The 25,461-nt window shown below is 37.0% G+C and carries 11 protein-coding genes; all 11 read right to left on the bottom strand.

The window, feature by feature from the left end:
• Positions 1 to 15 precede the first annotated feature (15 nt).
• The 11 genes from ACO052_RS08735 to ACO052_RS08685 all read right to left on the bottom strand — a co-directional run bounded on the left by ACO052_RS08735 (position 16) and on the right by ACO052_RS08685 (position 25,442).
• Positions 16 to 2,463 carry an FtsX-like permease family protein gene (locus tag ACO052_RS08735; RefSeq protein ID WP_422107629.1) on the bottom strand — a complete coding sequence of 816 codons (2,448 nt, stop codon included), beginning with the start codon at positions 2,461 to 2,463 and terminating at the stop codon, positions 16 to 18.
• A gap of 181 nt (positions 2,464 to 2,644) precedes the next feature.
• Entirely contained in the window at positions 2,645 to 3,346 is a 702-nt protein-coding gene (locus tag ACO052_RS08730) for a hypothetical protein (protein ID WP_422107628.1), read from the bottom strand.
• 28 nt (positions 3,347 to 3,374) lie between these two features.
• Complete coding sequence (locus ACO052_RS08725; RefSeq protein WP_422107627.1) at positions 3,375 to 5,756, bottom strand: ABC transporter permease; 2,382 nt, start codon at positions 5,754 to 5,756, stop codon at positions 3,375 to 3,377.
• 206 nt (positions 5,757 to 5,962) lie between these two features.
• Positions 5,963 to 8,380 (bottom strand): ABC transporter permease, encoded by a 2,418-nt coding sequence (locus tag ACO052_RS08720; RefSeq protein WP_422107626.1) that lies wholly within the window; start codon positions 8,378 to 8,380, stop codon positions 5,963 to 5,965.
• A 24-nt stretch (positions 8,381 to 8,404) separates the two neighbouring features.
• Positions 8,405 to 10,852: an ABC transporter permease gene (locus tag ACO052_RS08715; protein WP_422107625.1), complete on the bottom strand. Its 2,448-nt coding sequence runs from the start codon at positions 10,850 to 10,852 to the stop codon at positions 8,405 to 8,407.
• A 50-nt stretch (positions 10,853 to 10,902) separates the two neighbouring features.
• Entirely contained in the window at positions 10,903 to 13,305 is a 2,403-nt protein-coding gene (locus tag ACO052_RS08710) for an ABC transporter permease (protein ID WP_422107624.1), read from the bottom strand.
• A gap of 28 nt (positions 13,306 to 13,333) precedes the next feature.
• Positions 13,334 to 15,730 carry an ABC transporter permease gene (locus ACO052_RS08705; RefSeq protein WP_422107623.1) on the bottom strand — a complete coding sequence of 799 codons (2,397 nt, stop codon included), beginning with the start codon at positions 15,728 to 15,730 and terminating at the stop codon, positions 13,334 to 13,336.
• Positions 15,731 to 15,758: 28 nt separating this feature from the next.
• Entirely contained in the window at positions 15,759 to 18,146 is a 2,388-nt protein-coding gene (locus ACO052_RS08700; protein WP_422107622.1) for an ABC transporter permease, read from the bottom strand.
• Between the two features lie 27 nt (positions 18,147 to 18,173).
• Entirely contained in the window at positions 18,174 to 20,573 is a 2,400-nt protein-coding gene (locus ACO052_RS08695; RefSeq protein ID WP_422107621.1) for an ABC transporter permease, read from the bottom strand.
• Positions 20,574 to 20,604: 31 nt separating this feature from the next.
• A complete protein-coding gene (locus ACO052_RS08690; protein WP_422107620.1) occupies positions 20,605 to 23,007 on the bottom strand; it encodes an FtsX-like permease family protein in 2,403 nt (800 codons plus the stop codon).
• A 23-nt stretch (positions 23,008 to 23,030) separates the two neighbouring features.
• Positions 23,031 to 25,442 carry an ABC transporter permease gene (locus tag ACO052_RS08685; RefSeq protein WP_422107619.1) on the bottom strand — a complete coding sequence of 804 codons (2,412 nt, stop codon included), beginning with the start codon at positions 25,440 to 25,442 and terminating at the stop codon, positions 23,031 to 23,033.
• Positions 25,443 to 25,461: the final 19 nt, after the last annotated feature.

Genomic DNA, 25,461 nt, shown 5'->3' with positions numbered 1-25,461 from the left:
TAATTTTAATGCATGCTACTCTGATCTTAGGGAGTTTACCGGATTAACACTGGCTGCCTTTAAGGTCTTAATGCTAATGACAACAAGCGCAAAAACAATCATTGCTAAGCCACCCACCAAAAAGACCCAAAAACTCATAGTCGTTTTATAGGCAAAATCCTGTAGCCAAGTATTAATGCCATACCATGCAATGGGTGCAGCAATAACAAATGCTACCGCAACGAGTATTAAGAACTCTTTGCATAACAATGTATTTATTTGCAATAATGTGGCCCCTAATACCTTACGCACTCCAATTTCTTTTACGCGTCTATTTGTGGTGTAAATCACCAAGCCTAACAATCCTAAACAGCTTATTAAAATAGATAGTCCAGTAGCCCAGTTTAGTAATTTTGAAATCTTCTTTTCGCGATTGTAGAATTTGGCTATGGTCTCGTCCATAAACTCAATACGGTAATCATCAACTTCGGTATACACTGTTTTATAAGCCTCCTCTATTTTTGATAGCGTTGTTTTTAAGTCTGCCGCATCGGTATTTTGAAATGCAATATGCACGGCTTGGAATCTACTAAAACTGGGCCTATACCAATCCCCTACCAAAGCCATAGGTCTAATATCCGATTTTAAAGAACGCTGATGAAAATCTGCCATAACGCCGACGATGGGTACTTTTCTGTCTCCAAAATCCACAAGGGCATTTAGGGCCTCTTCTGGTGTCTCAAAACCATAGACTTTTTGAGCCGCTTCATTTATGACAAGCTCTTGGATAGTATCATTTCTGAACAAACGTCCGGCGAGCAATTCCAACTCGAAAAGGTCCAGATATTGCGTATCACCAAAAATGAATTGTAAGTCGGACTGTACCTCACTTTGACCATTATTTACTGTCGTCGTTGATGTATTTGTACTAAACGATGCAGGAGGCATACCCCCAAGGCTCAAACTTTTAATTTTCGGAATGGCTTTTAACTTCTGAGCGTATAGTTCCTTCTTTGAGAGTTCACTCTCCGATCTTGGACTGAAAACAGAAACAACGGCCTCCGTTTTAAAGCCCATATCCTTACTTAATAAATAGTTGATTTGCTTACCGACCAAAAGGGTTCCTATTATAAATATTTGCGCAATGGTAAACTGAAAGACCGTTAAGAACTTTCTCAACCCTACCTTCTTATCACCCGCTCCCAAGTGATTTTTTAATACTGAGACCGTATTAAACTTTGAAAGGACTAATGCGGGATAGAACCCAGATAAAAAAGTGACCAATACCAGCAACATTGCAATTCCGAATAGAATCATTGGCGCACCTAAAAGCTGGAACTCTAAATCCGAAGGTACAAAATCCGAAAACACTTTAATAAGCCAATTCGTAAGTGCAATTGAAAGTATGGCAGAAAGTAGCACGAGCATAAAAGTTTCGCCCATAAATTGCCAAATAAGTTGTCTGCGAGAACTTCCTAGGGTTTTTCGTATACCTATTTCCTTAGCGCGCTGTGTCGCCTGTGCCGTGTTAAGATTAATAAAATTAATGCAACCCAGAATTAATAGAAAAATAGCTACCAAAGCTAAATTTCTCAATAGCGCTTTGCTGGCCATTCCACGTTGCCAATCATAAACCCCATACTTATCATTAAAATGTATATCCCTCAGTGGTTGTAGCGTGAATTGTCTCTTCTGTCCATATCTTTTGGTTTCTTCATCCGTATTGGCCTCTGCAAGAGCATCAAGATCCTTTCGAATCTGATCAAAGTTCGCATTTTCCTTCACCTTAACATATAACTGTGAACTTGAGTTGGTACTATTCCAGTTATTCTCTAGCAAAGTGCTCCTCATGCGGGTTTGAAGTAATGTTGGATGTGATACAAACTCTTCAAACACAAAATCCGTTCTGTCTTTAAAGTTTTCGACTATTCCAGTTACCTTGACATTTAATGAATCGTTGTAGACCAAGGTTCGGCCTACAATCTGAGAAGGTTCTAAATTAGGGAAGTAGTCCTTGGCCCTATTCTCTGTGAGTACAACTTCGTTTGGATTTGACAAGGCCTTATCAATGTTTCCCGCTAAGACCTTATATTGAAACATCTCGAAGTAATCCTGATTAGCAAAAATGACAAAACTTGGCCATTTTTGTTCTACATTATCGACCCTGTTTTCAACTTTGAAAGGCCGCTCCATATAAAACCCATTGACGATTTCAAAATTTGCATTGCCTTTAATCGCTTCTTCTAATGCGGTCGTAACTCCTGGATTATAAAATTGGCCTTCTGGGCTAGAGAAATCTGTAACTACCCTGTAAATACGATCACCGTCTTTATGAAAATTATCAAAGGTATAATCGTAATAAATCATTAAACCGATGACAAAAGAAGCGCTTAAACCAATAGTCAAACCAATAACATTAATAAAAGAAAACACTTTGTGCTTCATAATGTTTCTCCATGCTATTTTGAAATAATTTTTAATCATCACGTATTGTATTTACTATTAGTAATAGTAAGATTATGCCAAAAATACAAACACTTAGAAACCAACACTTTACTATTTACATTCAAAAACAAAAGTGTTCGGTTTTGATACACTTGTTGTTCGTAATCGCACACTCGAAAAACGATTGGTGTGCCCTCAATGTCATTGGAGATCTTTCATTCTAATCGTTGACTCTAACAACCTCACCCTCTTTAGCTTTACAATAAATGTTTCCATTGACATTACTTAAATAAATATCCCCATCTGAAGTGATAGCCTTTCCCCCGCCATCTACATCTTTTAGTTTTATATTGCCATCTGAAGTTATAGCTGTCAAATCTCCAATTATGTTGGTTGCTATAATGGGTCCATCCGAAGTTTTAGCCGTAATATCTCCATTTAAGTCAATCAACTCAATACCTCCATCACTTGTGAAACAACTCTGATTTGCTATTAATCCTTGCAATAAAATGCTTCCATCAGAAGACTGAAGATGAGCGCTAGTTTGCTTTGGAACACGAACTATAAAATCTATAAGTATAGCGTTTTTATGATTGAGATAGCCCTTTGCAATGTTCTTTAATTCAATGTTTAATTGAGAGGTTGAGTTCTCAATATTTAGTTGAGATTGTCCCTTTATGGCGTCATATAATTGCGATTTATTAATATCGAGTAATTTTTTTCCTTTTTTTACAACAAAGTATACTTCAACGACATTCTTGTCATGAGATACAACTTCAATGTTACTATCACTAGAGGCAATGTTCAGTTTTACTGGCTCCGATGTTTTAAATGCTTCTTTGAACGAATAATCAAATTCTTGAGAATGAATAGAAAGGCTATTAAGAATTACTAATAGAATTAAGATGGATGATATTTTCATAATTAATTGATTTAAAATTTGTTATTAATTATTCGGTTCGCAAACTATTTACGGGATTTGCCATAGCGGCTTTAATGACTTGAAAACTTACAGTAAGTAGTGCAATACCTAATACAATAACTCCTGCTGATGCTATAATTCCGAAACTAACATTGATGCGATAGCTATATTCTTCTAACCATAATGATGAAAGCAAATAACCTATAGGGATGGCAATGATTAAAGAAATAACCACCAATACCATAAACTGCTTAGACAACAATTGCCATATCGATTGTACCGAGGCACCTAAGACTTTTCGAATACCGATTTCCTTTTTTCGTTGTATTGCCATATAAGTAGATAAGCCTAATACCCCCAAACAACTTATAAAAATAGCAACCAATGCAAATAACCCGATAAGTTTTGCAACGCGTTTTTCGGCATCAAAATTGCGTTGGTATTCATCATCCATAAATCTGTAGTAGAACAAATTCTCTGGGTTATGTTTTTGAAACACCGTTTCCATTTTAGCAAGGGCACCTTGTACCGCGTTATCTCCGGAGGCTATCTTAATGTTGACATATGCTAAAAAATCACCTTGATGCCATATGTATATTGTAGGTACAATAGCATCAAAAGGCGATAAACCTACCATATCTTTTACTACCCCAATAATTTCATAAGTTTTGTCATTTCCCCAATCGACATATTCACCTATAGGATTTTCAAGGCCCATATAGCTTACAGCAGTTTCATTAACTATAAATGCTAAAGAATCACTAGCGAATTGCCTTGAGAAATCTCTACCTTGTATAATTTCCCATTCTATCATTTCACCGAAACCATCAGTTGCGCGAATCGTATGAAATTCTTCTTCTAGGCTAGGATCTTTTCCTCTCCATTCAAAACCACCATTTGTTGTCGTTGTACTAGTTATGGTGACATCAGATGCTGTCACTTGACTAATATGTGGTGATTCTTCGAGTTCCCTTTTGATAAGATCAAAGCTTTGGCGTACTTTATTCGTATTAATCGGAACACTTACTAGTAAATCTTTATTAAATCCAATAGGTCTATTTTTGGCATGATTAATTTGACCCATAACCGTTAATGTAGCTATGATGAGGACTCCAGAAATAACAAATTGAGTAACTATAAGTGTTTTTCTTACGGCCACAGCACTTTTATTACCACTTATTAAACCTCTTAAAACTTTAACGGGTTTAAATCCTGATATATATATTGAGGGATATAAGCTACTCAAAATGGCCGTAACGACTATTATCAATGCACTAATGCCCCAGAATGAAAGATCATCAAAGGGAATTGTGAGCGCTTTAAGCGTTATGATGTTAAATTGAGGTAATACGATGTAGGTCAATCCCAAAGCGATACAAAATGAAAAGAAGATAATTACAAACGACTCTGTAAAAAACTGAAAGACTAATTGCTTTCTTGAAGAACCTAAGGTCTTTCTAACGCCTACCTCTTTACCTCTTTTTAGTGCATTTGCTGTACTTAAATTCATGAAATTAATACAAGCCAAAAAGAGTATAAATAAACCGATAATACCAAAAACTGCAACACCAGTAATATCTCCACCGACATTAACTCCATTTTCAAATTCAGAATACAAATGCCATTTAGACATGGGATGTAAAAATAGCGCAGCGTCTCTTGTGCTTTCAACATAATTATCATTCCTAACATCCTTGATAAGTGAAGCTACTTCCTGCAGTGAACGCCCATCTTGCAATTGTGCATACACTAGAAACCAAAAATTCCCCCATCCCAATCGTTCTTCATAGCCTTGGGTAGTTTTCAATAAGTCAAAAGAGGCCATAAACCCTGTGTCAGCAAAACTTGAGTTATGAGATAAATCCTCATAAACTCCAGCCACTTTAACCTTCATTTTAGGGCTAAAATCAAACGCTTTTCCTATAGGGTTTTCTGAGCCAAATAAATTTTCAGCTGTACTTTTAGATATTAAAACCGATGACATATCTTCTAGGGCATTTCTATCACCCGCTACCATAGTCATGTCCAGAAGCCGAGGCAAGTCCGGTTCGGCAAATCTTCCTCTAATGGATAGTACTTGCTCATTATAATCAATATCAAATGTATTATCTCTTGTACTTGTTGCAACATATTTAAAATGATTTCCATAGGCATCTCTCAATACAGGAGCTAATTGCATCGGTTGCCCCGAATAGGTTCTAATCGCTTCGCCTTCAGTAATATTTTGCATTACAGCGGCGATATTATCGTAATTTTTAAATGATTTATTAAAACTTAACTCACTATATACCCATAAGCTTATGAGTAATACCGCCGTTAGCCCTATAACTAATCCTCCTGCATTTAAGGCTAAAAACCCTCTATGTTTTAGAATATTTCTAAACCCTATTTTTAAATGTGTGAAAATCATAATTATTTGTTTTTTAATTGATGTATTCTGTTTTAAGCGTATTCATGGGATTTGTCATAGCATCAAACGCACTGGTTGTTTCCTCAGCTAACACGATGGGCTATCACATCGGGTGATAACTTCATTGCTTATCGTTCTATTGGAACTGTTATTAAATCTTCTCATCGCTATTTTAAATTATACGTTGACATTTTCATTGGTTTTAATCATTCGGCTCGCAATGATTTTACAGGATTCGCTGTGGCGGCCTTAATTGTTTTTCCTGCAATCGTTAGCGCCGCTATGACCAATGCAATGCCGCCAGCCGCGAGAAAAATTAAAATATTGAGATCTGTGCGGTAGGCATAATTTTGTAACCATTTGCTCATAATCATCCAAGCTATTGGTGTCGCTATAAAAAAAGCAACAGCCACTAGTTTGAAAAAGTCCTTAGTTAAGAGAATAGTAATGCCAGAAACACTTGCCCCAACAATTTTACGAATGCCTATTTCCTTTCGGCGTTGGGCAACAATAAGTAATGACATCGCAAACAAACCAATACAGCTTAGGGCAATGGCCAAAATAGAACCACTTCCTATCATGGTAATCATATTTCGTTCGTTGCGTAATGTTCTTTCTATATTTTCATTTAAAAATGAGCCTTGAAATTCTGCGTTTGGTTCAATTGCTGCCCAAGCCGCTTTAACATTAAGGTAAGATTGCTCCAAATCTTGAGGTGCAACTTTTACATAAACGTTTCGCAAATTCCAGTTAGGCAAGGCAAAAAGTGACATTGGTGCAACATGGCGGTCTAGTTCCTGAAAATTAAAATCCTTGACCACACCTACAATTGAAAATGCCTTTTCATCAATATTTAACTTTGAATTCAATATGTCCTCCTCATTCAGTTGCCTAGCCATGGACTCATTAATAATCACCGATAAACTGTCACTTGCCAAGTGTTTTCTAAAAGACCGACCTTTAACAAGCTTTAAATCCAAGGTTTCAACATAATCTGCATCAACAACAAGCATATGAGTTTCTACACCACGTCCTTGATGTTCAAATCCCAGAACACTAGTGGAACGGGAACCATCCTTACCAAGTCCCAAAATATTGTTGGAAGCGGACACACTCAAAATATTGGTTTTATCTTCCAAAGCATCTCTAAGCAATTGCATAGCCTGTTGATCGTTGCGTTTACCATTAAGTGGAAAAGCAATCACCTGATCTTTATTGAAACCCAAGTCCTTGGTACGCATATAGTCCACTTGGTCCCTCAGTACAAGTGTTCCACTTATAAGCAGTATGGCAATACTAAACTGCAGTACGATTAAACCATTACGCAAGTGGTTTTTTCCGCTATTATTGAGTTTCCCCTTGAGACTTTGTAATGTTTTGAGACGACTCATCAATACGGCAGGATAGCCTCCCGCTATTAACGTAATACCAATAACAGTGCCTATGAGTACACTTATTAAAGCGGGATCTAGGAACGCTTCGAACGTGGCTCTTGTCTTAAATAATAGCTGAAATTGTGGCAACAAAAGCTTAGCTACTAAAATTCCGAAACCTGTGGACATTACAAATACTAAGATACTTTCGCCCCAGAATTGAAAGAACAATTGTCTCTTATTTGCTCCTAAGGTCTTACGCATTCCAATTTCTCGCAGTCTTTGACCACTTTTAGCAATGCTCATATTAACAAAATTCACACAAGCGATAAACAAAATTAAGGCCGCGATACCTAAAACTAAATAGGGCATAGTGCGATTTACAGTTACCGGTCCTTGATTAAAATTAGCAAATTTCAAATCTGCAAATGGCAATAGCTTTATTTGTCTATAGACCCCTTCCTTATTAGGTTGAGCACCGTCCCGCTTAGCGTTATCAATTTCTTCTTGATAATGAAGTTTTGTGAAATCAGTAGTACTTTTTTCGAACTGAACTGATGTGATACCTTTAGAAAGTTGCATATAGACTTCATGATTCTCGACATCCCAACGACCTATGGTTCGCTCATAAGCATGGTAACCTTGGCTTTTAAAGTTTAGTACAATATCAAAACCTTTGGAACTTGTTTCAGGAAAATCCTCTATTATGGCATTCACTGTAAACGGTACTTCTTGTTCGTCTCTTAGAATGGTAACCGTTTGCCCAATAGCATTGTCATCGCCAAATATTCGCTTTGCCGCAAATTCTGTTATAGCAATAGACGATTCGGAAGTAATGGGATTCTCTACATCGCCTTCAATAATGGGAAAGCTGAACATATCAAAGAAATCAGGGTCCACATAAGCACTACTCATGCGGAGTTGCTTGTCTTTATAGCTCAATAATAAACCACCGCCGCTGTAGCGCGTTATTTTTTCAACTCCTGTAGTTTCATCCCTTAGTGCCGCAGCAAAAGGTTCGGACTTCGTAGTATTGGCCTCTATACCATTTGGCGTACTATCTTCTGAGTATACCATATACAGATGATCACCATGTTCATGAAAGCGATCATAAGAAAGTTCATATACGGCGTACATAGCCAATAATATAGCAACGCCAAAGGCAATGGTAAGCCCGATAACATTCAGCGACGTAAAGATTTTGTTCTTCCAGAGATTTCTTAAAGCTATTTTGAAATAATTTTTAATCATGACTATTCGATTTTTTGATACTGATTATTCTGTTCTTAAAGAATTTACCGGATTTGCCGTAGCCGCCCTTACGGTTTTAACACTTATCACAGCCAATGCAAAAACAATCATTGCTAAGCCGCCTAATAAAAACACCCAAAAACTGATAGATGTTCTAAAGGCAAAGTCCTGAAGCCATTCATAAACTCCATAATACGCAATGGGTACGGCAACTAAAAAGGCTATCCCTACGAGAATGACAAATTCCTTACATAAAAGTGTATTAATTTGGAGTACCGTAGCTCCTAAAACCTTTCGAACACCGATCTCCTTTATTCTTCTATTAGTGGTATATGTAACGAGACCCAATAGTCCCAAACAACTGATGAGTATCGATAATCCCGTAGCCCAATTCAGAAGTTTTGACATTCGAATTTCTTTTTCGTAAAAGGTATTGATGGTTTCATCGAAAAACTTAGGGCTAAACTCTGCTCCAGGGTATGTAGACTGATAGATGTTCTTAATTTTATCGATTGTAGTCATCCAGTTATTGGCATCGTTACGTTGCAATGCGACATGCATTCGATAAAATTGTGTATAGCTAGATCGGTTCCAATCACCTACTAATGCCAGTGGTTTTATATCAGATTTTAAGGATTGCTGGTTAAAATTGTTCATAACACCTACTATGGGTACATTTTCATCACTGACTTTTAGATGTTGCCCAATCGCTTCTTGAGGGGTTTTATAACCTAAGCGCTCCCTAAATACATCGTTGATGACCAATTCCCTAATGGTATCATTTCTATAGACCCGTCCGGCTAAAAGTTCTAATTCATAAAGCTTAAAAAACTCAGTATCACCAAACAAGAACTGCGTTTCTACATCAATTTCATCTGCGCCATTCATATGAAATATACTCATACTATTAAAGCCTACAGCTGCTGGTGGCGAACCTCCTAAACTTACCTTTTTTACTTCGGGAAGTGTCTGTAAATGTTCTCCTAAAGTGATTCTCTTGGAAATAGATTCTTGACCTTGCGGATAGCCAAAAGAAATGATGGCCTCTGTTTGAAAGCCTAAATCTTTATTTAGCAAGTAGTTGATCTGTTTGGTTAACAACAAGGTCCCGATAATAAATACTTGAGCAATTGTGAACTGAAAAACTGTCAAAAATTTTCGCATAGGAAACTTTTTATCATCCACTTCAACTTGGTTCTTTAACACTTTGATCGTATTAAAACGAGATAAAACTATTGCGGGATAAAAACCGGACAAAAATGTAACTAGAGCAATACCAATTACTATTGACAACAGAATAATTGGATCTTTAAGAAGTCCAAAACTTAATCCTTTGGGCATGAAATTCGAAAACACATGGACTAACCAATAGACAGCAACTAGTGAAATCAAAGTAGAACATAAGGTCAACAAAAATGTCTCTCCCATAAACTGCTTTATCAACTGACGTTTTGAACCACCCAAAGTTTTTCTAATACCAATTTCTTTAGCTCTATTTGAAGCATGAGCAGTATTAAGATTGATAAAATTGGCGCAGCCCAGAATAAGCAGAAAAATAGCAACAAGTGCCAAATTCTTTAACATTGACTTGCTGGCTCGAGAGCTCTCTATATCATAAATAGCATAATTGGGATTGAAATGGAGATCATTTAAGGGTTGTAGTCTAAAAGTACGGCTATAACCTTTCTTTACGGACGCTTCATTTTGATTTTGAAATGCAACATCCTCTATATATTTTTCAACATCTTTTACATCTGCCAAACCATTAAGCTTAACAAATAATTGTGACGTCCAATTTGTTAGATGCCAACTCTTATAAACTAAGTTATTGCGCATATTAGTTTGCAATGCCGTACCTAATGACACAAATTCTTGAAATACGATATCTGAGTGTGATTTAAAACCTTTAACCACACCTGTTACTACCGTATTAATTGAATCGTTATAGGTCAAAGATTTCCCAATAATCTCGGATGGTTTCGCATTCGGAAAGTAAAGCGAAGCCCTTTCCTCTGAAAGTATGACCTCATTGGGATTTGATAAAATGTCTTGCTCATTCCCTGCCAAAAATTCATAATCGAACAAGTCAAAATACTGACTATTAGTAAATATTATAAATTCGGGATTTCTAAACTCGAGATTAGCATCTCTATTTTCGATTTTAGCAGCATTAAAGATGTGAAAGTCGCTTACCGTTTCGAAATTCGAATTTTGAATAATGGCATCTTTTAAAGCCGTGGTAACACCTGAGTTGTAACTAAGTCTGCCATCGGGTCGTTTGGATTCTGTAACTATTCTATAGATTCTATCGCCATCCGTATGAAAATTATCGTAGGTATAGTTATAGTAAATCATTAAACCAATTACTAATGAAGCACTCAGCCCAATAGTTAGGCTAACTATATTGATTAGAGAAAATACCTTGTTATTCATGATATTTCTCCATGCTATTTTGAAATAATTTTTAATCATGACTATTCGTTTTTTGATACCGAAACTTGTTCAGTACAGATTATTGATGATTATTCTGTCCTCAAAGATTCTACTGGGTTTGCAGTAGCTGCTTTTAAGGAATGGTAGCTAATAGTAATCATGGTAACTACTAGCGTAACTAATCCTGCAATAACAAAAATTTGCAGTTGTGGTTCGATTCTATAGGTAAAATCCTGAAGCCAATTTTTGGCAGCCCAATACGCAAATGGAGAAGCGATTACCACTGCTATGGCCACTAGAATTAAAAAATTCTTGCTCACAAGCATCATAATATTACCCAAATTAGCTCCTAAGACCTTTCGTATACCAATTTCTTTAGTACGCTGCACAATACTAAATGCCACTAGACCAAAAAGTCCTAAACAAGCTAGCAAGACTGACAACCCTGCCGCGACACTAAAAAGAAGGGAGCTCCGTTCTTCTGATTCGTATAGCGCGTCATAATCTTGATCTAAAAAGTGATAATCAAACGGTTGATCAGAAATGCGCGCTGACCAGGTACTTTCAAGACCTGCCAAAGTGTTTTTTACATCCGTACCTGAGATTCTGACCATATAATTTCTGGAATAGTTGCGACCCAAGAACATAAGTAATGGTCCGATAGGATCGTGTAAGCTGCTAAAATGAAAATCTTTTACCACACCTAAAATAGGGCCATCAACACGTTTTGAAATTGTTCGCCCTATGGCTTCCTCTGGCGACCACCCTAAACGCTTTGCCAAAGTCTCATTAATTAAATAAGGTTCTCTGTAATCTCTGTTATCAGTATTAATGGTGTCCATCAAAGCAAAATCCGAGGTGATAAAATCACGGCCAGCCACCAATTCCATACCCATGGTCTTTACAAAATCCAAATCTACTGGCATGGCACTCACAGAAATGTCGTGTTCTCCATTTTCATCCACGGCATTAATACCATCTGACCATTCTACAAATTCGGGCGTTTCATAAGACGCCGTCACAGATTTTACGCCATTAACTTGTTCGAAAGCCTCCTTAATTGAACCAAAATTATTTAGCATATGACCTCGAATAGGCATTACTACAACATGGTCTTTATCATAACCCAAATCTTTGCTCTGTACATAATTCATTTGTTGAATTATGATTAAGGTAAAAATGATAAGGAACACGGATATGGCAAACTGGCCTACGATTAACGATTTTTTTAGCAAACCGTTTCCGCCTGTTGATCTGAATCCTTGTTTTAAAATTGAGATAACTTTAGAATTAGAGAGTATCAGGGCAGGATATAAACCTGCTAGAGCACTCACCACCACACTGAATATGAGTAACATAGACAGCGGAAGCGGCTGAATGAGCTCCATTCTTGAGAACGATTGCCCAGTTATGTCATTGAAATAGGGAACGCATAAAACACTGACGCCCAAAGCTATAATTGTGGAAATTACAGTAACAGTAGTCGCTTCGCTAATGAACTGAAAAAACACCTGCTTTTTACTAGCGCCCATCACTTTTCTTACACCAATTTCAGCACTTCGTGTCGTTGATTGTGCTGTAGCCAAATTGGTATAATTGGCAATGGCAATCATTAATATGAGTATCGTAATTAATACAAATACATAAATGTATGTCAAGCTCCCATTGGGCTCAAAACCTGCCAAGTCCGACTTTAAGTGTACATCTAAAAGTGGCTCTAGATTATATTTTAGGTAATCTCCTTCATCCAATCTCGCTTCTTTTTTTACCAAGTCTGTAGACATATATGCGTTAATCTGCTGCTCTACATTGACGATTTCGGCAGAATCATTAAGCAATAAGTACGTAATCCAATTGGCAGACCACCATTGTTCGCGCTTAACATTATTATTGAGGTTTAAAAATTGAGTGACGAAATCAAATTTTATTTGTGAATTCTTAGGAGGATTTTTGCAGATACCAGAGACTATCAAATCTCTACCAAAAGCATTGATAACTTGATTTATAGGGTCTGTTGAACCAAAGTACTTCTTTGCCATTGATTCAGTAAGAACAATTTTGTTTGAAGCATCCAAGACATCAACAGCGTCCCCCTGGACTAGCTCAAAGGAAAATATGTTGAAAAGTGATGGATCTGCAAACAGGATACGATTTTCTGTAAAAGATTTGTTCTCATATTTTATAGTTCCGCTACTGATATAAGTTCTTACATAATCTTCAACACTTGGTAGTCTCCTAGTCAGTTCTGGCCCAACTTTAGTGCCTGTTACCGCTGCATAATTTATCTCATTGGAGAGTTTATACTCCATAGTAGCTCGGACGATATGATTTGATTTTTTATGAAACGAATCATAGGTCAACTCACTAGATATATAGAGTAATATTAACAAACAAGCCGCCAAACCAATAGACAAACCAAAAATATTAATCGTCGTGTAGAGCCTATTCTTTTTTAAGTTCCTTAGGGCAATTTTGAAATAATTTTTAATCATGACTATTCGTTTTATGGATGAACTATTACTACTCCATTCTTAAGGATTTAACGGGGTTCGCAGTGGCTGCTTTTACGGAATGGAAGCTCACCGTAAGCAGTGTGATTAATAAGGCTAAAAGTCCAGCTCCCCCAAAATACCAGACCTTCAAAGGAATGCGATAGGCAAAGTCAGAAAGCCAATTGTTTACCAATATATATGCTAAGGGCAGACCAATAAGTATAGCGATGACAACCAGTTTCGAAAACTCGCCAGATAGCATAACGATGGCTTGTGTGGTTTTTTGCCCTAATACTTTGCGAATACCAATTTCTTTTCTCCGACGCTCAACAGTGAAGGCGGACAAGCCAAATATGCCTAAACAGGAAATTAAGATGGCCAAGCCAGAAAAGTATTTGGCTAAAATGGACACCCTTTTTTCGGCATCATACAATTTTTGGTAATCTTCATCCAAAAACGTAAAGTCGAGTTCAAGACCACCCATATAGCTTTTGTAGGTGGTTTTAATTTGATCAAGCGTTCTTTTATCTCCATTAACTTTTACCAAAATGTTCTGTCCATAGCCATCATATCGTATCATGCATGGACCAATTTCTTCATAAAGTGATTCAAAATGAAAGTCTTCTACAACACCTACGATATTTCGTTCTTTGCCCCATAGGTTAACGGTTTTACCAATTGGATTTTCTAGCCCCATAAGTTCTATGGCGGTCTTGTTAAAAATGATGTTATCATCTGCTTCGTCAGTACTAAATTCTTCAGAAAATAAGCGCCCTTCTAATAATTTGATATCCAAGAGCTCAATGAGACCGTAATCCACTTCAAAATTCTCAAATCTGATTTCTTGCCCAGGTATCTTACCCTCCCAGCGTACGCCTGTTGTACCGCCATGATCACCTACAAAATCATGTGCAAAAGTAGAAACGGCCCTAACACCAAGAATCTGTTTAAGCTCGTTGATCAAGGGCTGGTGTTCTTCGTTTAAACGACCTTCTTTTTTAAAGGAAATGATATTCTCTTTGGTATAACCTAAATTTTTGGACTGTGAAAATTCAATCTGATTGTAAACAATTATTACTGACACTATAAGAATTATAGATAGAGAAAATTGAAAAACGACCAAACCTTTCCTAATCCCAATTTCACTTTTTGAAGACTTGAGTACACTGTTCAATACTTTAATGGGCATAAAACCAGATAAATATTGTGCTGGGTAACTACCAGCCAGTAGTCCGGTTCCTAGTGTTATGGCAAGAACTATAAAAAACAGGTTAAAAGACCACTGCAACTCAATAGCCTTACCCGTTATTGCATTGAATTCTGGAATGACCAAAATAACCACAAACAAGGCTATAACCAATGATACTAAAGCCGTTAAGATAGATTCTATCATAAACTGCCAAAAAATATCCGACCTGTTTGCCCCAACGACTTTCTTAACACCGATCTCTTTAACTCGTTTCGTAGAGATTGCTGTTGACAAGTTCATGAAATTTATAGAAGCGATGATAATGAGGAATAGCCCGATAAGACCAAATAGTTTTACATAAGACATTCTACCACCAGCTTGTTTTCCATTTTCAAATTGATTGTAGAGGTACCTATCGGAAACCTTTTGGGAAAACAATGTAGGAATATTAGCTTTTTTAATATTAGTGGTTGCCCCAAGTTTTTTGGCTATTAAATTTTTGATTTGGGCGTCAAATGTTTTGGGATTGGTATTTTCTTTGAGTAGCACATAAGTGTATGGGTCAGCGTTCCCCCAGTTTTCAAGATTTTTTAGATATTTCGTTTCGAATAGATCATAGTTGAATAATAGATCGAATTGAATGGTCGAATTCTTAGGTGGTTTTTCAAAAACACCCGAAATCGTATAAACACCACTGAATGAGTCATGTGACCAAGTAATGGTTTCCCCAATGATAGATGTTTTTGTATCAAAAAGCTTGGTGGCCAACTCCCTTGAAATCATAACACTTTGCTTATCTGAAATTGGCTTATCCTTTTGTCCTTCAAGAATTTTCCAAGAAAACACATTAAAATAGTTTTCATCTACAAATTGTCCCTGACCTTTAAATTGCTTGTCATCTATAGAAATGATACCATCGCCACTATCGAACCAAGAAGCAGGTATAACGGCAGTTGCATATGCCACTTCTGGTATGTCTTGCATCAAAGAATTCGCTAGCATTCCTGGAGTATGCTCGCTTGTCTCTATCTCATCGGCAAGCGGAATGTTATTTAGGATTTGAAATAAGCGCTCATCGTTTTGATGAAAACCGTTTACCTGAGTTTCATCCATTATCCAAAGCGTAATCAAGAAGGCACAGGCAAGCCCAGTAGAAAGTCCCAAAATATTCAATAATGAAACCATCTTGTGCTTCAATAGATTTCTCCAGGCGATTTTGAAATAATTTTTAACCATGGTAGTTCGTTTTTTTAATTAATCATGCCTACTCTGCCCTTAAAGATTTTACGGGATTCGCCGTAGCTGCCTTAATAGCCTGTACACTTACGGTTAAAAACGCAATTAAAATCGTAAACATACCTGCTATTACAAATGTCCAACCGTCAAGGTTAATGTGATAAGCATAGTTCTGAAGCCACTTGTCCATGAGATAATAGCCTAAAGGTGTTGCTATTAAAAATGAGACTAAAAGAAGGCTCAAAAATGTTCTTGATAAAAGAATGACCACATTGTAAACCGAAGAGCCCAATACTTTTCTAATACCTATTTCTTTTGTGCGTTCAAAAACTTGAAAAGACACTAAACCAAACAAACCGAGTCCTGCCAGAAACATGGCGATAAAAGCAAAGACATTAAATGCCTGCCCCAGTCGTCGTTCTTGACCGTATAACTCATCGTAAGTATTCTCCAAAACCTTTAATTCAAAAATATCAATTGGTGAAATTGACTTTAGCGTATGCATTACAAAATCCTTAATTTCATGCAACTCTATATTCTCGATACTCAGAACTATCTCTCCTCTTCGCTTATTGGGAAAGCTCGTTCTCAATTTCATATAAAGGGGCTCAATCCGCATATGTAATGGTTGTGCATGAAAATCCTTAGCAACTCCAACCACAACTCCCCTATTAAAACGTTTCCCAACGGCAGTTGTCCAGCCTAGTTTTTTAACCGCCGATTCGTTCAAAACATATGCGCCAAGTGAATCAGAATAAAAATCTCGAGAAAACCCTCTCCCTTCAATAATTTCTATGTCAAACAAGTCAATGAAATCGTAATCAACAAAAGTTCTGTATAAATTCACTTGATCATTATTGGTGTTTCCTTCCCAATGATCAACAAGACCGTTACTCTTCATCTCCATTGGTAAATGGCTGCTTATAGATACGTTCTTAATATTGGGATGCGTCAACAGGGCTTCTTTAATGATCTCCTCGTTTTTGGCCACTACACTACTGCTGTAGTTAACATGGAGCATATTTTCCTTTTTATAACCCAGTTCTTTATCTTGAAAAAATGCTATCTGCTGATAAATAATGATACTACCAGCAACAAGAGCAATGGCAAAAACAAACTGAATAACAACAAGTACATTTCTAAAATTAATTTGACCATTGGAGACTTTTACAAAATGGCCTTTAAGCGCCTTGACTGGTGAAAGTCTCGATAATAACAAGGAAGGGAAGAGTCCCGAAAGGCATGCAATTAATAGGGCAAAACAGAATGTGCCAAACAGAAAGTAAGGACTAAAGAATAATTCAAAAGGAAGTTCCTTGTTTAATAATTCCGAAAAATAAGGCAGCAACACAAAGGATAGGACTAAAGCTACTAAGGCGCCGAATACACTTAAAACAATGGACTCACTCAGGTATTGGAAAACTATATTTTGTCGGTTGGCTCCCATTGTTCTCAATACCCCAACCTCTTTAGAACGCGATCGCGATTTGGCCGTCGCCAAATTGATATAATTGACAGAAGCTAAAAAAAGAATTATAAATGCTAACAGTAAGAAGAAGTAGATGTAGTTAATACTTCCATTCTCTTCAAGCTCATCATACATATTAGAATAGAGATGAATATCTTTAACGGGTTGTAGTGAAAATTTAGGATAAAAGGGGAGATCCATATTTTGGTACACCTCCTTAGTAATCGCTTCATATGCGACCATTTTATCTTCTACGGCCTTATAATCATAGCCCTCTCGCAACAACATATAAGCGGTATAATTGTTACTTGCCCAATCCAAAAGATCCTGTTTAAATTGAGGTCTAATTTTACTTGGGCAAATGAAGTCATAGTGAAAATGTTGATTTTTTGGAGGATCAGCCACGATGCCCTTAATAGTCATTGCGACCTTATTCGCCAATAAAATAGTTTCCCCAACCACTTCAGTTTTATTAAACATCTTTAGTGCTAAAGACTCCGTTAAAATAATAGATGTTGGATCATTGAGTACTTGGTCATATTGACCATGTAAAAGATCTATTGTAAAAACTTCGAATATATTGGAATCCGTGAATAGCCCATTTTCACTATAAGAGTTTTCCCCGTTTACTAATAAGGTTTCTCTTAGATCTAAATTAGTTATCGCCTCAATTTCAGGAATGTCATTTACAAGAGCCGTCGTAAGAGGTAAAGGTGAAAGGGGATAAAATTCAGTCTCCCCACTTTCATCATTCTCTTCTTGTTCCACGATTCTAAAAATCCTATCGATGTTTTCATTATGCTTGTCATAACTAAACTCAAAATGAACATAAATAGCTATTAAAACTACACAGGTCATTCCTAAAGTCAAACCAGATAAATTGATTAAAGTATATGTCTTATGCTTTGTTAGATTTCTCCATGCTATTTTGAAATAATTTTTAATCATAATTTCTTGTTTTTGACTGGTGATACTCTATTCTGACCGCAATGAATTTACCGGATTTGCAGTGGCCGCCTTGATGGCTTGAAAGCTTACCGTGATAAGTGTAATGATTAAGGCGCCAATGCAGGCTAAGACAAATACATCCCACCCCAATACCGTTCTATATGGAAACTTCTGCAACCAACCGCTCATTATATAATAGGCTAAAGGTGTCGCTATAACCAATGCTATTACGACTAAAGTGATAAAATCCTTAGAAAGCAATAACCATAACTGGCTGATAGAAGCCCCTAACACTTTACGCACACCGATCTCTTTAGTACGTTGCTCGGCTACAAATGAAGCCAAACCGAATAAGCCTAAACAGCTAATAAATATGGCCAAGGCCGTAAACACTCTTGCTAAACTCGCCACACGTTCCTCTGAGCGGAATTTTTTCCCGTACTCTTCATCCACAAATTGGTAGGCAAAAGGTATATTCGGAAAATTAGCCTTAAAGGTGGTCTCAATGAGTTCCAAATTTTTCCGCACACTATTCTGTGGATTCAATCGCAACTTGTAATAATTGATATTACCGTACTTTTCAAAAACATACATAGCCTGCTTTACTGGTGTATATGGCGACTGCACAACCATATCATCGATGACTCCGATAATCTTGAGTGGTTCAAAGGGACTATCCTCATCAGAGTCTCTAATGTATTTCCCTATGGGGTTTTGTAATCCCATATATTTAACCGCTGTTTTATTTAATATAACGGCATTAGAATCGGTAGCAAACTCTCTTGAAAAACCTCGCCCTTCAATAAGGTTTAGTCCTAAGGTTTCTACAAAATCATAATGTACTGAAGTATGCGCCAAATCCTCTTGAAACCCTTCCGGTTTTCCTTCCCAATCATAGCCACTGCGATTAGACCAAACTTCGGTTGTCGGGCTGCTCATGGCGGTCATATAGGTAGCACCACCAGATGAAACAAATTGTTGACGCATAACATCCTGCTTTCCATAAAACTCCGAACTCATCACAGGAATTTGAATCAATCCCTCATTGTTATATCCCGTGGGGCGATCTTTGCTAAACTGAATTTGATCCATAACCACCAAAGTCCCGATTATTAAAGCGACTGAAATAGTAAATTGGGCAACAACCAAAATTTTTCGAGGTAATGAAGAATAACGCCCGGCCTTAAATGTGCCTTTTAAGACGGAAACTGGATTAAAGGATGACAAGTATAAGGCTGGATAACTACCGGCTAAAATAGCCGTGAGGAAAATAAAGATAAGCGCCACCGCCCAAAATGCTATATTAGCCCATGGAAATTCTATAGTCTTACTTGCCAAGTTATTAAATCCGTTGAGAGATATGAGAACGATACCAACAGCTAACACAAAAGCCAGTACAACTATAAGGAAAGATTCGGTTAAAAATTGAAAAATCAACTGGCCTCTTTGTGACCCAATAGACTTACGTATACCGACTTCTGTAGCCCGCTTTTCGGAGCGTGCCGTGCTTAAATTAATAAAGTTGATACATGCTAATAATAAAATAAATACGCCTATAATACCGAATAACCATACATTTTCAATGCGTCCTCCTGTTTGTACCCCATTGTCCCAATCTCCACGGAGATACCAATCCTTCATAGGGAACAAGAAGATTTCTGGATTAAACTCTGCCTCTTCAGCCGAGTTTCTCTTTTTGATATCGAGAATTTTAGCCGTAACAGCTTCCATTGTCGTGTTGTCATTGATTTGGGCGTACATCTGAAATGAATTATTTCCCCAGTGATCCTTTGAGTTTCTTACCCATTCTTCAGTGGCTAAATAAAACTCCCATGGCATTAAATACTTTAAACCATTAAACGAATTATTCTCTGGCAAATCTTCATAAATAGCCGTGACCTCTCCAGGATGTTGATTGTTAATTTTTACCATCTTACCAATGGGATCCTCGGAGCCGAATAAGGCTTTGGCCGTCTCTTGAGAAAGCAAAACAGAATTTGTACCTTTTAAACTTTCCTTATCGCCTTTTATAATATTAAGCTCTAACAACTCTACAGCACCTTCCTGCATGTAATTCCCCGAAACGTTTATGTTCTTATCACCATAGCTGATGTATCTTGTAAAGTTCCATGTAGACATGATGAGATGTTTGAAGTTATCACTGAACTCCTCTCGCATTGCAAATTCCAAGGGTCTTGGTATGGCAGGTCCTGTACCGACAACATCATTAGCAGATTCATGCTGAAACACTTGGGCAATCGTTGCTTTTTCTTTAAAATGACTATCGTAATTCAATTCGTCATAAATCCATAAACCGATAAGTATGGTTGCCGCCATGCCTATAGCTAAACCGGAAATATTAATAAATGAATACACCTTATTCTTAAGGAGATTTCTAAAGGCTATTTTGAAATAATTTTTAAACATGATTATTCATTTTTTGATTGATGATTGATTGTTACTCTGTACTCAACGACTTTACGGGATTTGCTGTTGCCGCTTTAATGGCTTGAAAGCTAACCGTGATCAGCGTGATAATCAATGCCCCAAAACAGGCAATTGCAAATACATCCCAAGTAATTGAGGTGCGATAGCTAAATTTTTGTAACCATTGACCCATAATATAGTAGGCCAACGGGGATGCTACTAAAATTGAAATAATAACGAGTGTGATGAAATCCTTTGAAAGTAACACCCATAGTTGACTAATGGAGGCCCCTAAGACCTTTCTAATACCAATTTCCTTAGTGCGTTGCTCTGCGACAAAAGAGGCTAATCCAAACAGACCCAAACAACTTATAAATATAGCTAGTAGCGTAAATACTCTGGCTAAGCTCGCAATACGTTCTTCTGCTCTAAACTTCTTACCATATTCTTCATCGACGAACTGATACTCAAATGGAATTCCCGGAAAGTTATTTTTAAACGTCATTTCAATAAGGTTTAAACTCTCGTTGACACTTTTGTCAGGATTTAATCGCAGATTATAGTAGCTGGCATTTTCATAGCTATCAAAAACATACATCGCTTGCTTAACAGGTTCATAGGCCGATTGTACAATCATGTCTTTAATGACTCCTACAACCTTTAAAGGCGGTGCAGGGTCTTCAGTATCAGAATCCCTAATTAGCATACCTATGGGGTCTTTTAACCCCATATATTCCACAGCGGTTTCATTAAGTATAACAGCAGTACTATCTGTTGCGAATTCTCTAGAAAATCCACGACCAGCTATGAGTTCCACATCCATGGTCTCCACGAATTCATAGGACACCGATGTATAGGCCAAATCTTCCTGAAAACCTTCCTGCTTACCTTCCCAGGTATAACCACTTCTATTGGACCAGACCTGGGTCGCTGGACTGCTAGAGGTGGACATATTTATAATGGCTCCAGATTCTAAAAATTGATTACGCATCATATCGGCCTTACCTTCAAATTCTGGGCTCATTACCGGAAGTTGTATTAACCCGTTTTTGTTGTAGCCTACAGGTCGGTCTTTACTGTATTGTATTTGGTCCATGACGACAATAGTTCCAATAATTAATGCTACTGAAACGGTAAATTGTACAACGACTAAAATCTTTCGGGGTAAAGCCGAATAGCGCCCACCTTTAAAGGTTCCTTTTAGAACCTTAACAGGATTGAAAGATGACAAATACAAGGCAGGATAGCTTCCAGAAACTAGTGCTGTAAAAAGTATAAACAAGAAAGATACAAACCAAAAACTAAGATTCGACCAAGGAAAGACAATGGATTTGCTGGCTAAAGTATTAAATCCATTTAAAAACAGTAAAACGATTCCTGTAGCAAGGACAAAAGCAAATACAACTACTAAAAATGACTCGCTTAAAAACTGAAAAATAAGTTGGCTACGGTTAGACCCGATAGATTTTCTAATACCAACCTCGGTCGCTCTTTTTTCGGAACGCGCTGTACTTAAATTAATGAAGTTAATACAAGCTAAAAGCAGTACAAACACCCCGATGATACCAAATAGCCATACGTTTTCAATACGTCCGCCTGTTTGTTTTCCATCTTCAAAATTATTTCTTAAATGCCAATCTTCCATTGGCATTAGCATGAGTTGGGGGTTAAACTGCTCGATATCTTCTCCCGCAACTTTCTTTTTGGCATCCCGTACAATTTCCGAAACTGCTGCAACAGTGGTATTATTCTGTATTTGAACAAATAATTGAAATGAATTATTTCCCCAATTTTCTTTGGATTCGCGCATCCATTCGTAAGCCTGAACCATCATCTCCCAATTCCCGATATAATCCAAATCAACAAAAGAGGTATTTTCGGGTATATCTTCGTATACGGCGGTGACCATTAAATCACCTTCATAATTTACTGTAACCGGCTTTCCAATAGGATCTTCATCCCCAAATAAATCCTTAGCCAAAGACGCTGACAACATAATTGAATTGACCTCTTTCAAAGCATTATGATCCCCTTTGATCATCTTTAAATCCAATAAAGCCGGCCCGCCTTCTTGCATAAAATTACCAGTTCTTGAAAGGCTTTTATCTCCAACTTTCAAATACACCGAATTCGTCCATGAAGACATCACAATATGCTTAAAGTATTCGGCATAGTTTTGCCGCAACTCAAATTCCAAAGGTCTAGGTATAGCCGGTCCTGTCCCTGTGTTCCCATTAAAAGTCTGACTTTGAAACATTTGGGCTATTTGGGGTTTATGAGTAAAATAATCGTTATGGCTTAACTCATCATTAATCCAAAGTCCAATCATAATAGCAACAGCCATACCAATAGCCAAGCCGGAAATATTAATAATGGAATGAACCTTATTTTTCAGAAGGTTTCTAAACGCTATTTTGAAATAATTTTTAAGCATGATTATTGATTTTGATTGACTTATTATTCTGTTCTTAAATTTGTTGAAGGATTAGATAATGCTGCTCCAAGCGAATGATAACAAATGGTTAAAAACGCTATTAAAAGTGCCGAAAATCCTGCTAATGTAAAGACCCACCACTTTAGGTCAATTCTGAATGCAAAATCCTGAAGCCACTTGTCCATTCCATACCAAGCAATGGGTACAGCGATAACTATCGCTATAAGCACTAACTTTAGAAAAGCTTTTGAAAGTAATATGACAATACTCGTAACACTAGCTCCCAAAACCTTTCTTATTCCAATTTCTTTTATTCGCTTCCTAGCTGTATAAATACTGAGACCTAACAATCCTAGACAGGCAATTAAAATGGATAGAAATGTCGCTAACTGAAAAAAGGACGATAGTTTTTGCTCTCTTTCATATTGCCTTTGAAGTACTTCGTCCATAAAACTAAACTCCAATGGATAATCTTTATAAACGGTGTTCCAGGCCGTCGTAATTAATTCAACTACATTTTTTTCAGTTAGATTTTTATATTTAATCGCGAATACTCTAATAAAGTCTGCCTTGCCTAAAACAAGTGGGTTTATTTCATTCTGCAAACCGTGTTGGTGATAGTTTTTTAAAACACCGATTACTTTTCCCTCTTTTCCCGATGTTGCCAATTCCTTTCCAATTGCACTTTTGTTACTTTCCCAACCAAAGGCTTCTACGGCGGCTTCATTAATAATCAAAGCATCTTTGGCATCTGCCTCACTGCCTTTGATAAAATCTCTACCTTCAACGAAGTCGATACCTAGAGTTTCTACATATTCAAAATCAACAGGAATATATTCTACAATTAGCCCTTCATCTTTTGATCTACCTTCAGGGTATGCAAATTGACTTCCCCATCCTGTAAGACCTGGTATGGCCCCAGAACCAGAAACATCTGTAATTCCTGTATTAGATTTCAAGCTGTTCTTGAATACCTCAGCACTGCTGTGTCTTAGTCTCCAAGGCACTTTATCCATATCGAGGACAACAATCTTATCCTGCTCAAATCCTAAACTTTTACTTTGCATAAAATTCATTTGCTGATTTATAATCATAGTGCTCATGATAAAAGCAATGGATACAACAAATTGAAAAACGACTAGTCCTTTTCTCAAAGTGTTTCCTGAAACAGAATGTGAAAAATGACCTTTTAAAACTTTTGTTGGTTTAAAGGAAGACAATACCCAAGCTGGATAAAATCCGGCCAAGGGTATCAAGATGATAAGAATCCCCAGTAGAATAAATAGTCTCTCAATTGTGAAAACATCATTGATTTCAAAGTGTTTTCCAGTTAATTGATTGAAGAAAGGAAGCGCCAATACAATGACACATAAACTGCCTAATACTGCAATCATGCAGAGAAATCCTGTTTCAACAAGGAATTGAACAACAAGGTTTTTCCTATTACTTCCAAACACTTTCTTGACACCTATTTCTTTAGCTCTCTCTATCGAAGATGCTGTCGTAAGATTAATAAAATTGAGACAAGCCAATAAAAGAATGAAAATGCCTATACTAAGAAATAGCCGAATAGATGCAATGCTTCCAACAGGGCCAATACCGGTTGATAATCCAGACCTTAAATAAATATCTTTTAATGGACGCAATACCAATTCGGTTTGAAATCCATACTTTTCTACGGCTTCCCTTCCATAAACCTTAACGACCTCTTTGACTTTATCTGAAAATGCTATTCGGTTGGTAGAAGTTTTAACTTTTAAATAGTTATAGACATTAACATTGAACCAACCGGAAGCATATTGGTCTGCACAAAACTCTGGGTTATTGGAACAGATGGTCGAAAACGAACCTAACATACTAAATTGAAGGTGAGAAGGCCTTGTAATTTCTTTCAAAACTCCTGTTATCTGGTAAGCTATGGTATCAGATAGCATCAGCGTCTCTCCTACCGCATTTTTATCACCAAAATATTTCTCCTTCAAAGCAGAGGTTAAAACTATACTCTTTGGATTCTTAAGGGCATCTGTGATATTACCCTCTTCTAATTGATAATTAAAAACCTTAAAAAAGTTTTCATCAACCATCAATGCTTCTTCAAAATACTTATTGTTTTCAATGGTTACCACTGGTGACCAATCTCGCATATAGGTTAAGGCTTCAACTTCTGGATAATTTTCAACTATAGATTTCCCAACGGGCCATCCAACGGTTTGTAAAGATGAGTTTGTTCCATCTTGCAAGGTTAAATTAGATTCTAAGCGGTAGATGCTTTCGGACTGTGCAAAACCACTATCATAGCTAAGTTCATCTTGGACCCATATACTAATTATAAAAAACAGGGATATCCCTAAGATCAGGCTGAGTAAACTTATGAAGCTTAAGCTTTTATTCTTCAACGCTTTTCTCCATGCTATTTTAAAATAATTCCTGATCATGATTTCTATATATTACTTT

Source organism: Winogradskyella sp. (assembly GCF_965228925.1).
In the GTDB taxonomy this organism is placed as follows: Bacteria; Bacteroidota; Bacteroidia; order Flavobacteriales; family Flavobacteriaceae; genus Winogradskyella.
The sequence above is the reverse complement of the archived record's forward strand: the minus strand, read 5'-3'. Positions and strand labels throughout refer to the sequence as shown.

Excerpts from the sequence above, each read along its gene's own strand:
- ACO052_RS08710 (WP_422107624.1), bottom strand. The coding sequence starts at position 13,305 with ATGATTAAAAATTATTTCAAAATTGCCCTAAGGAACTTAAAAAAGAAT.
- ACO052_RS08715 (WP_422107625.1), bottom strand. The coding sequence starts at position 10,852 with ATGATTAAAAATTATTTCAAAATAGCATGGAGAAATATCATGAATAAC.
- ACO052_RS08720 (WP_422107626.1), bottom strand. The coding sequence starts at position 8,380 with ATGATTAAAAATTATTTCAAAATAGCTTTAAGAAATCTCTGGAAGAAC.
- ACO052_RS08700 (WP_422107622.1), bottom strand. The coding sequence starts at position 18,146 with ATGATTAAAAATTATTTCAAAATAGCATGGAGAAATCTAACAAAGCAT.
- ACO052_RS08725 (WP_422107627.1), bottom strand. The coding sequence starts at position 5,756 with ATGATTTTCACACATTTAAAAATAGGGTTTAGAAATATTCTAAAACAT.
- ACO052_RS08695 (WP_422107621.1), bottom strand. The coding sequence starts at position 20,573 with ATGTTTAAAAATTATTTCAAAATAGCCTTTAGAAATCTCCTTAAGAAT.
- ACO052_RS08730 (WP_422107628.1), bottom strand. The coding sequence starts at position 3,346 with ATGAAAATATCATCCATCTTAATTCTATTAGTAATTCTTAATAGCCTT.
- ACO052_RS08690 (WP_422107620.1), bottom strand. The coding sequence starts at position 23,007 with ATGCTTAAAAATTATTTCAAAATAGCGTTTAGAAACCTTCTGAAAAAT.
- ACO052_RS08735 (WP_422107629.1), bottom strand. The coding sequence starts at position 2,463 with ATGATTAAAAATTATTTCAAAATAGCATGGAGAAACATTATGAAGCAC.
- ACO052_RS08685 (WP_422107619.1), bottom strand. The coding sequence starts at position 25,442 with ATGATCAGGAATTATTTTAAAATAGCATGGAGAAAAGCGTTGAAGAAT.
- ACO052_RS08705 (WP_422107623.1), bottom strand. The coding sequence starts at position 15,730 with ATGGTTAAAAATTATTTCAAAATCGCCTGGAGAAATCTATTGAAGCAC.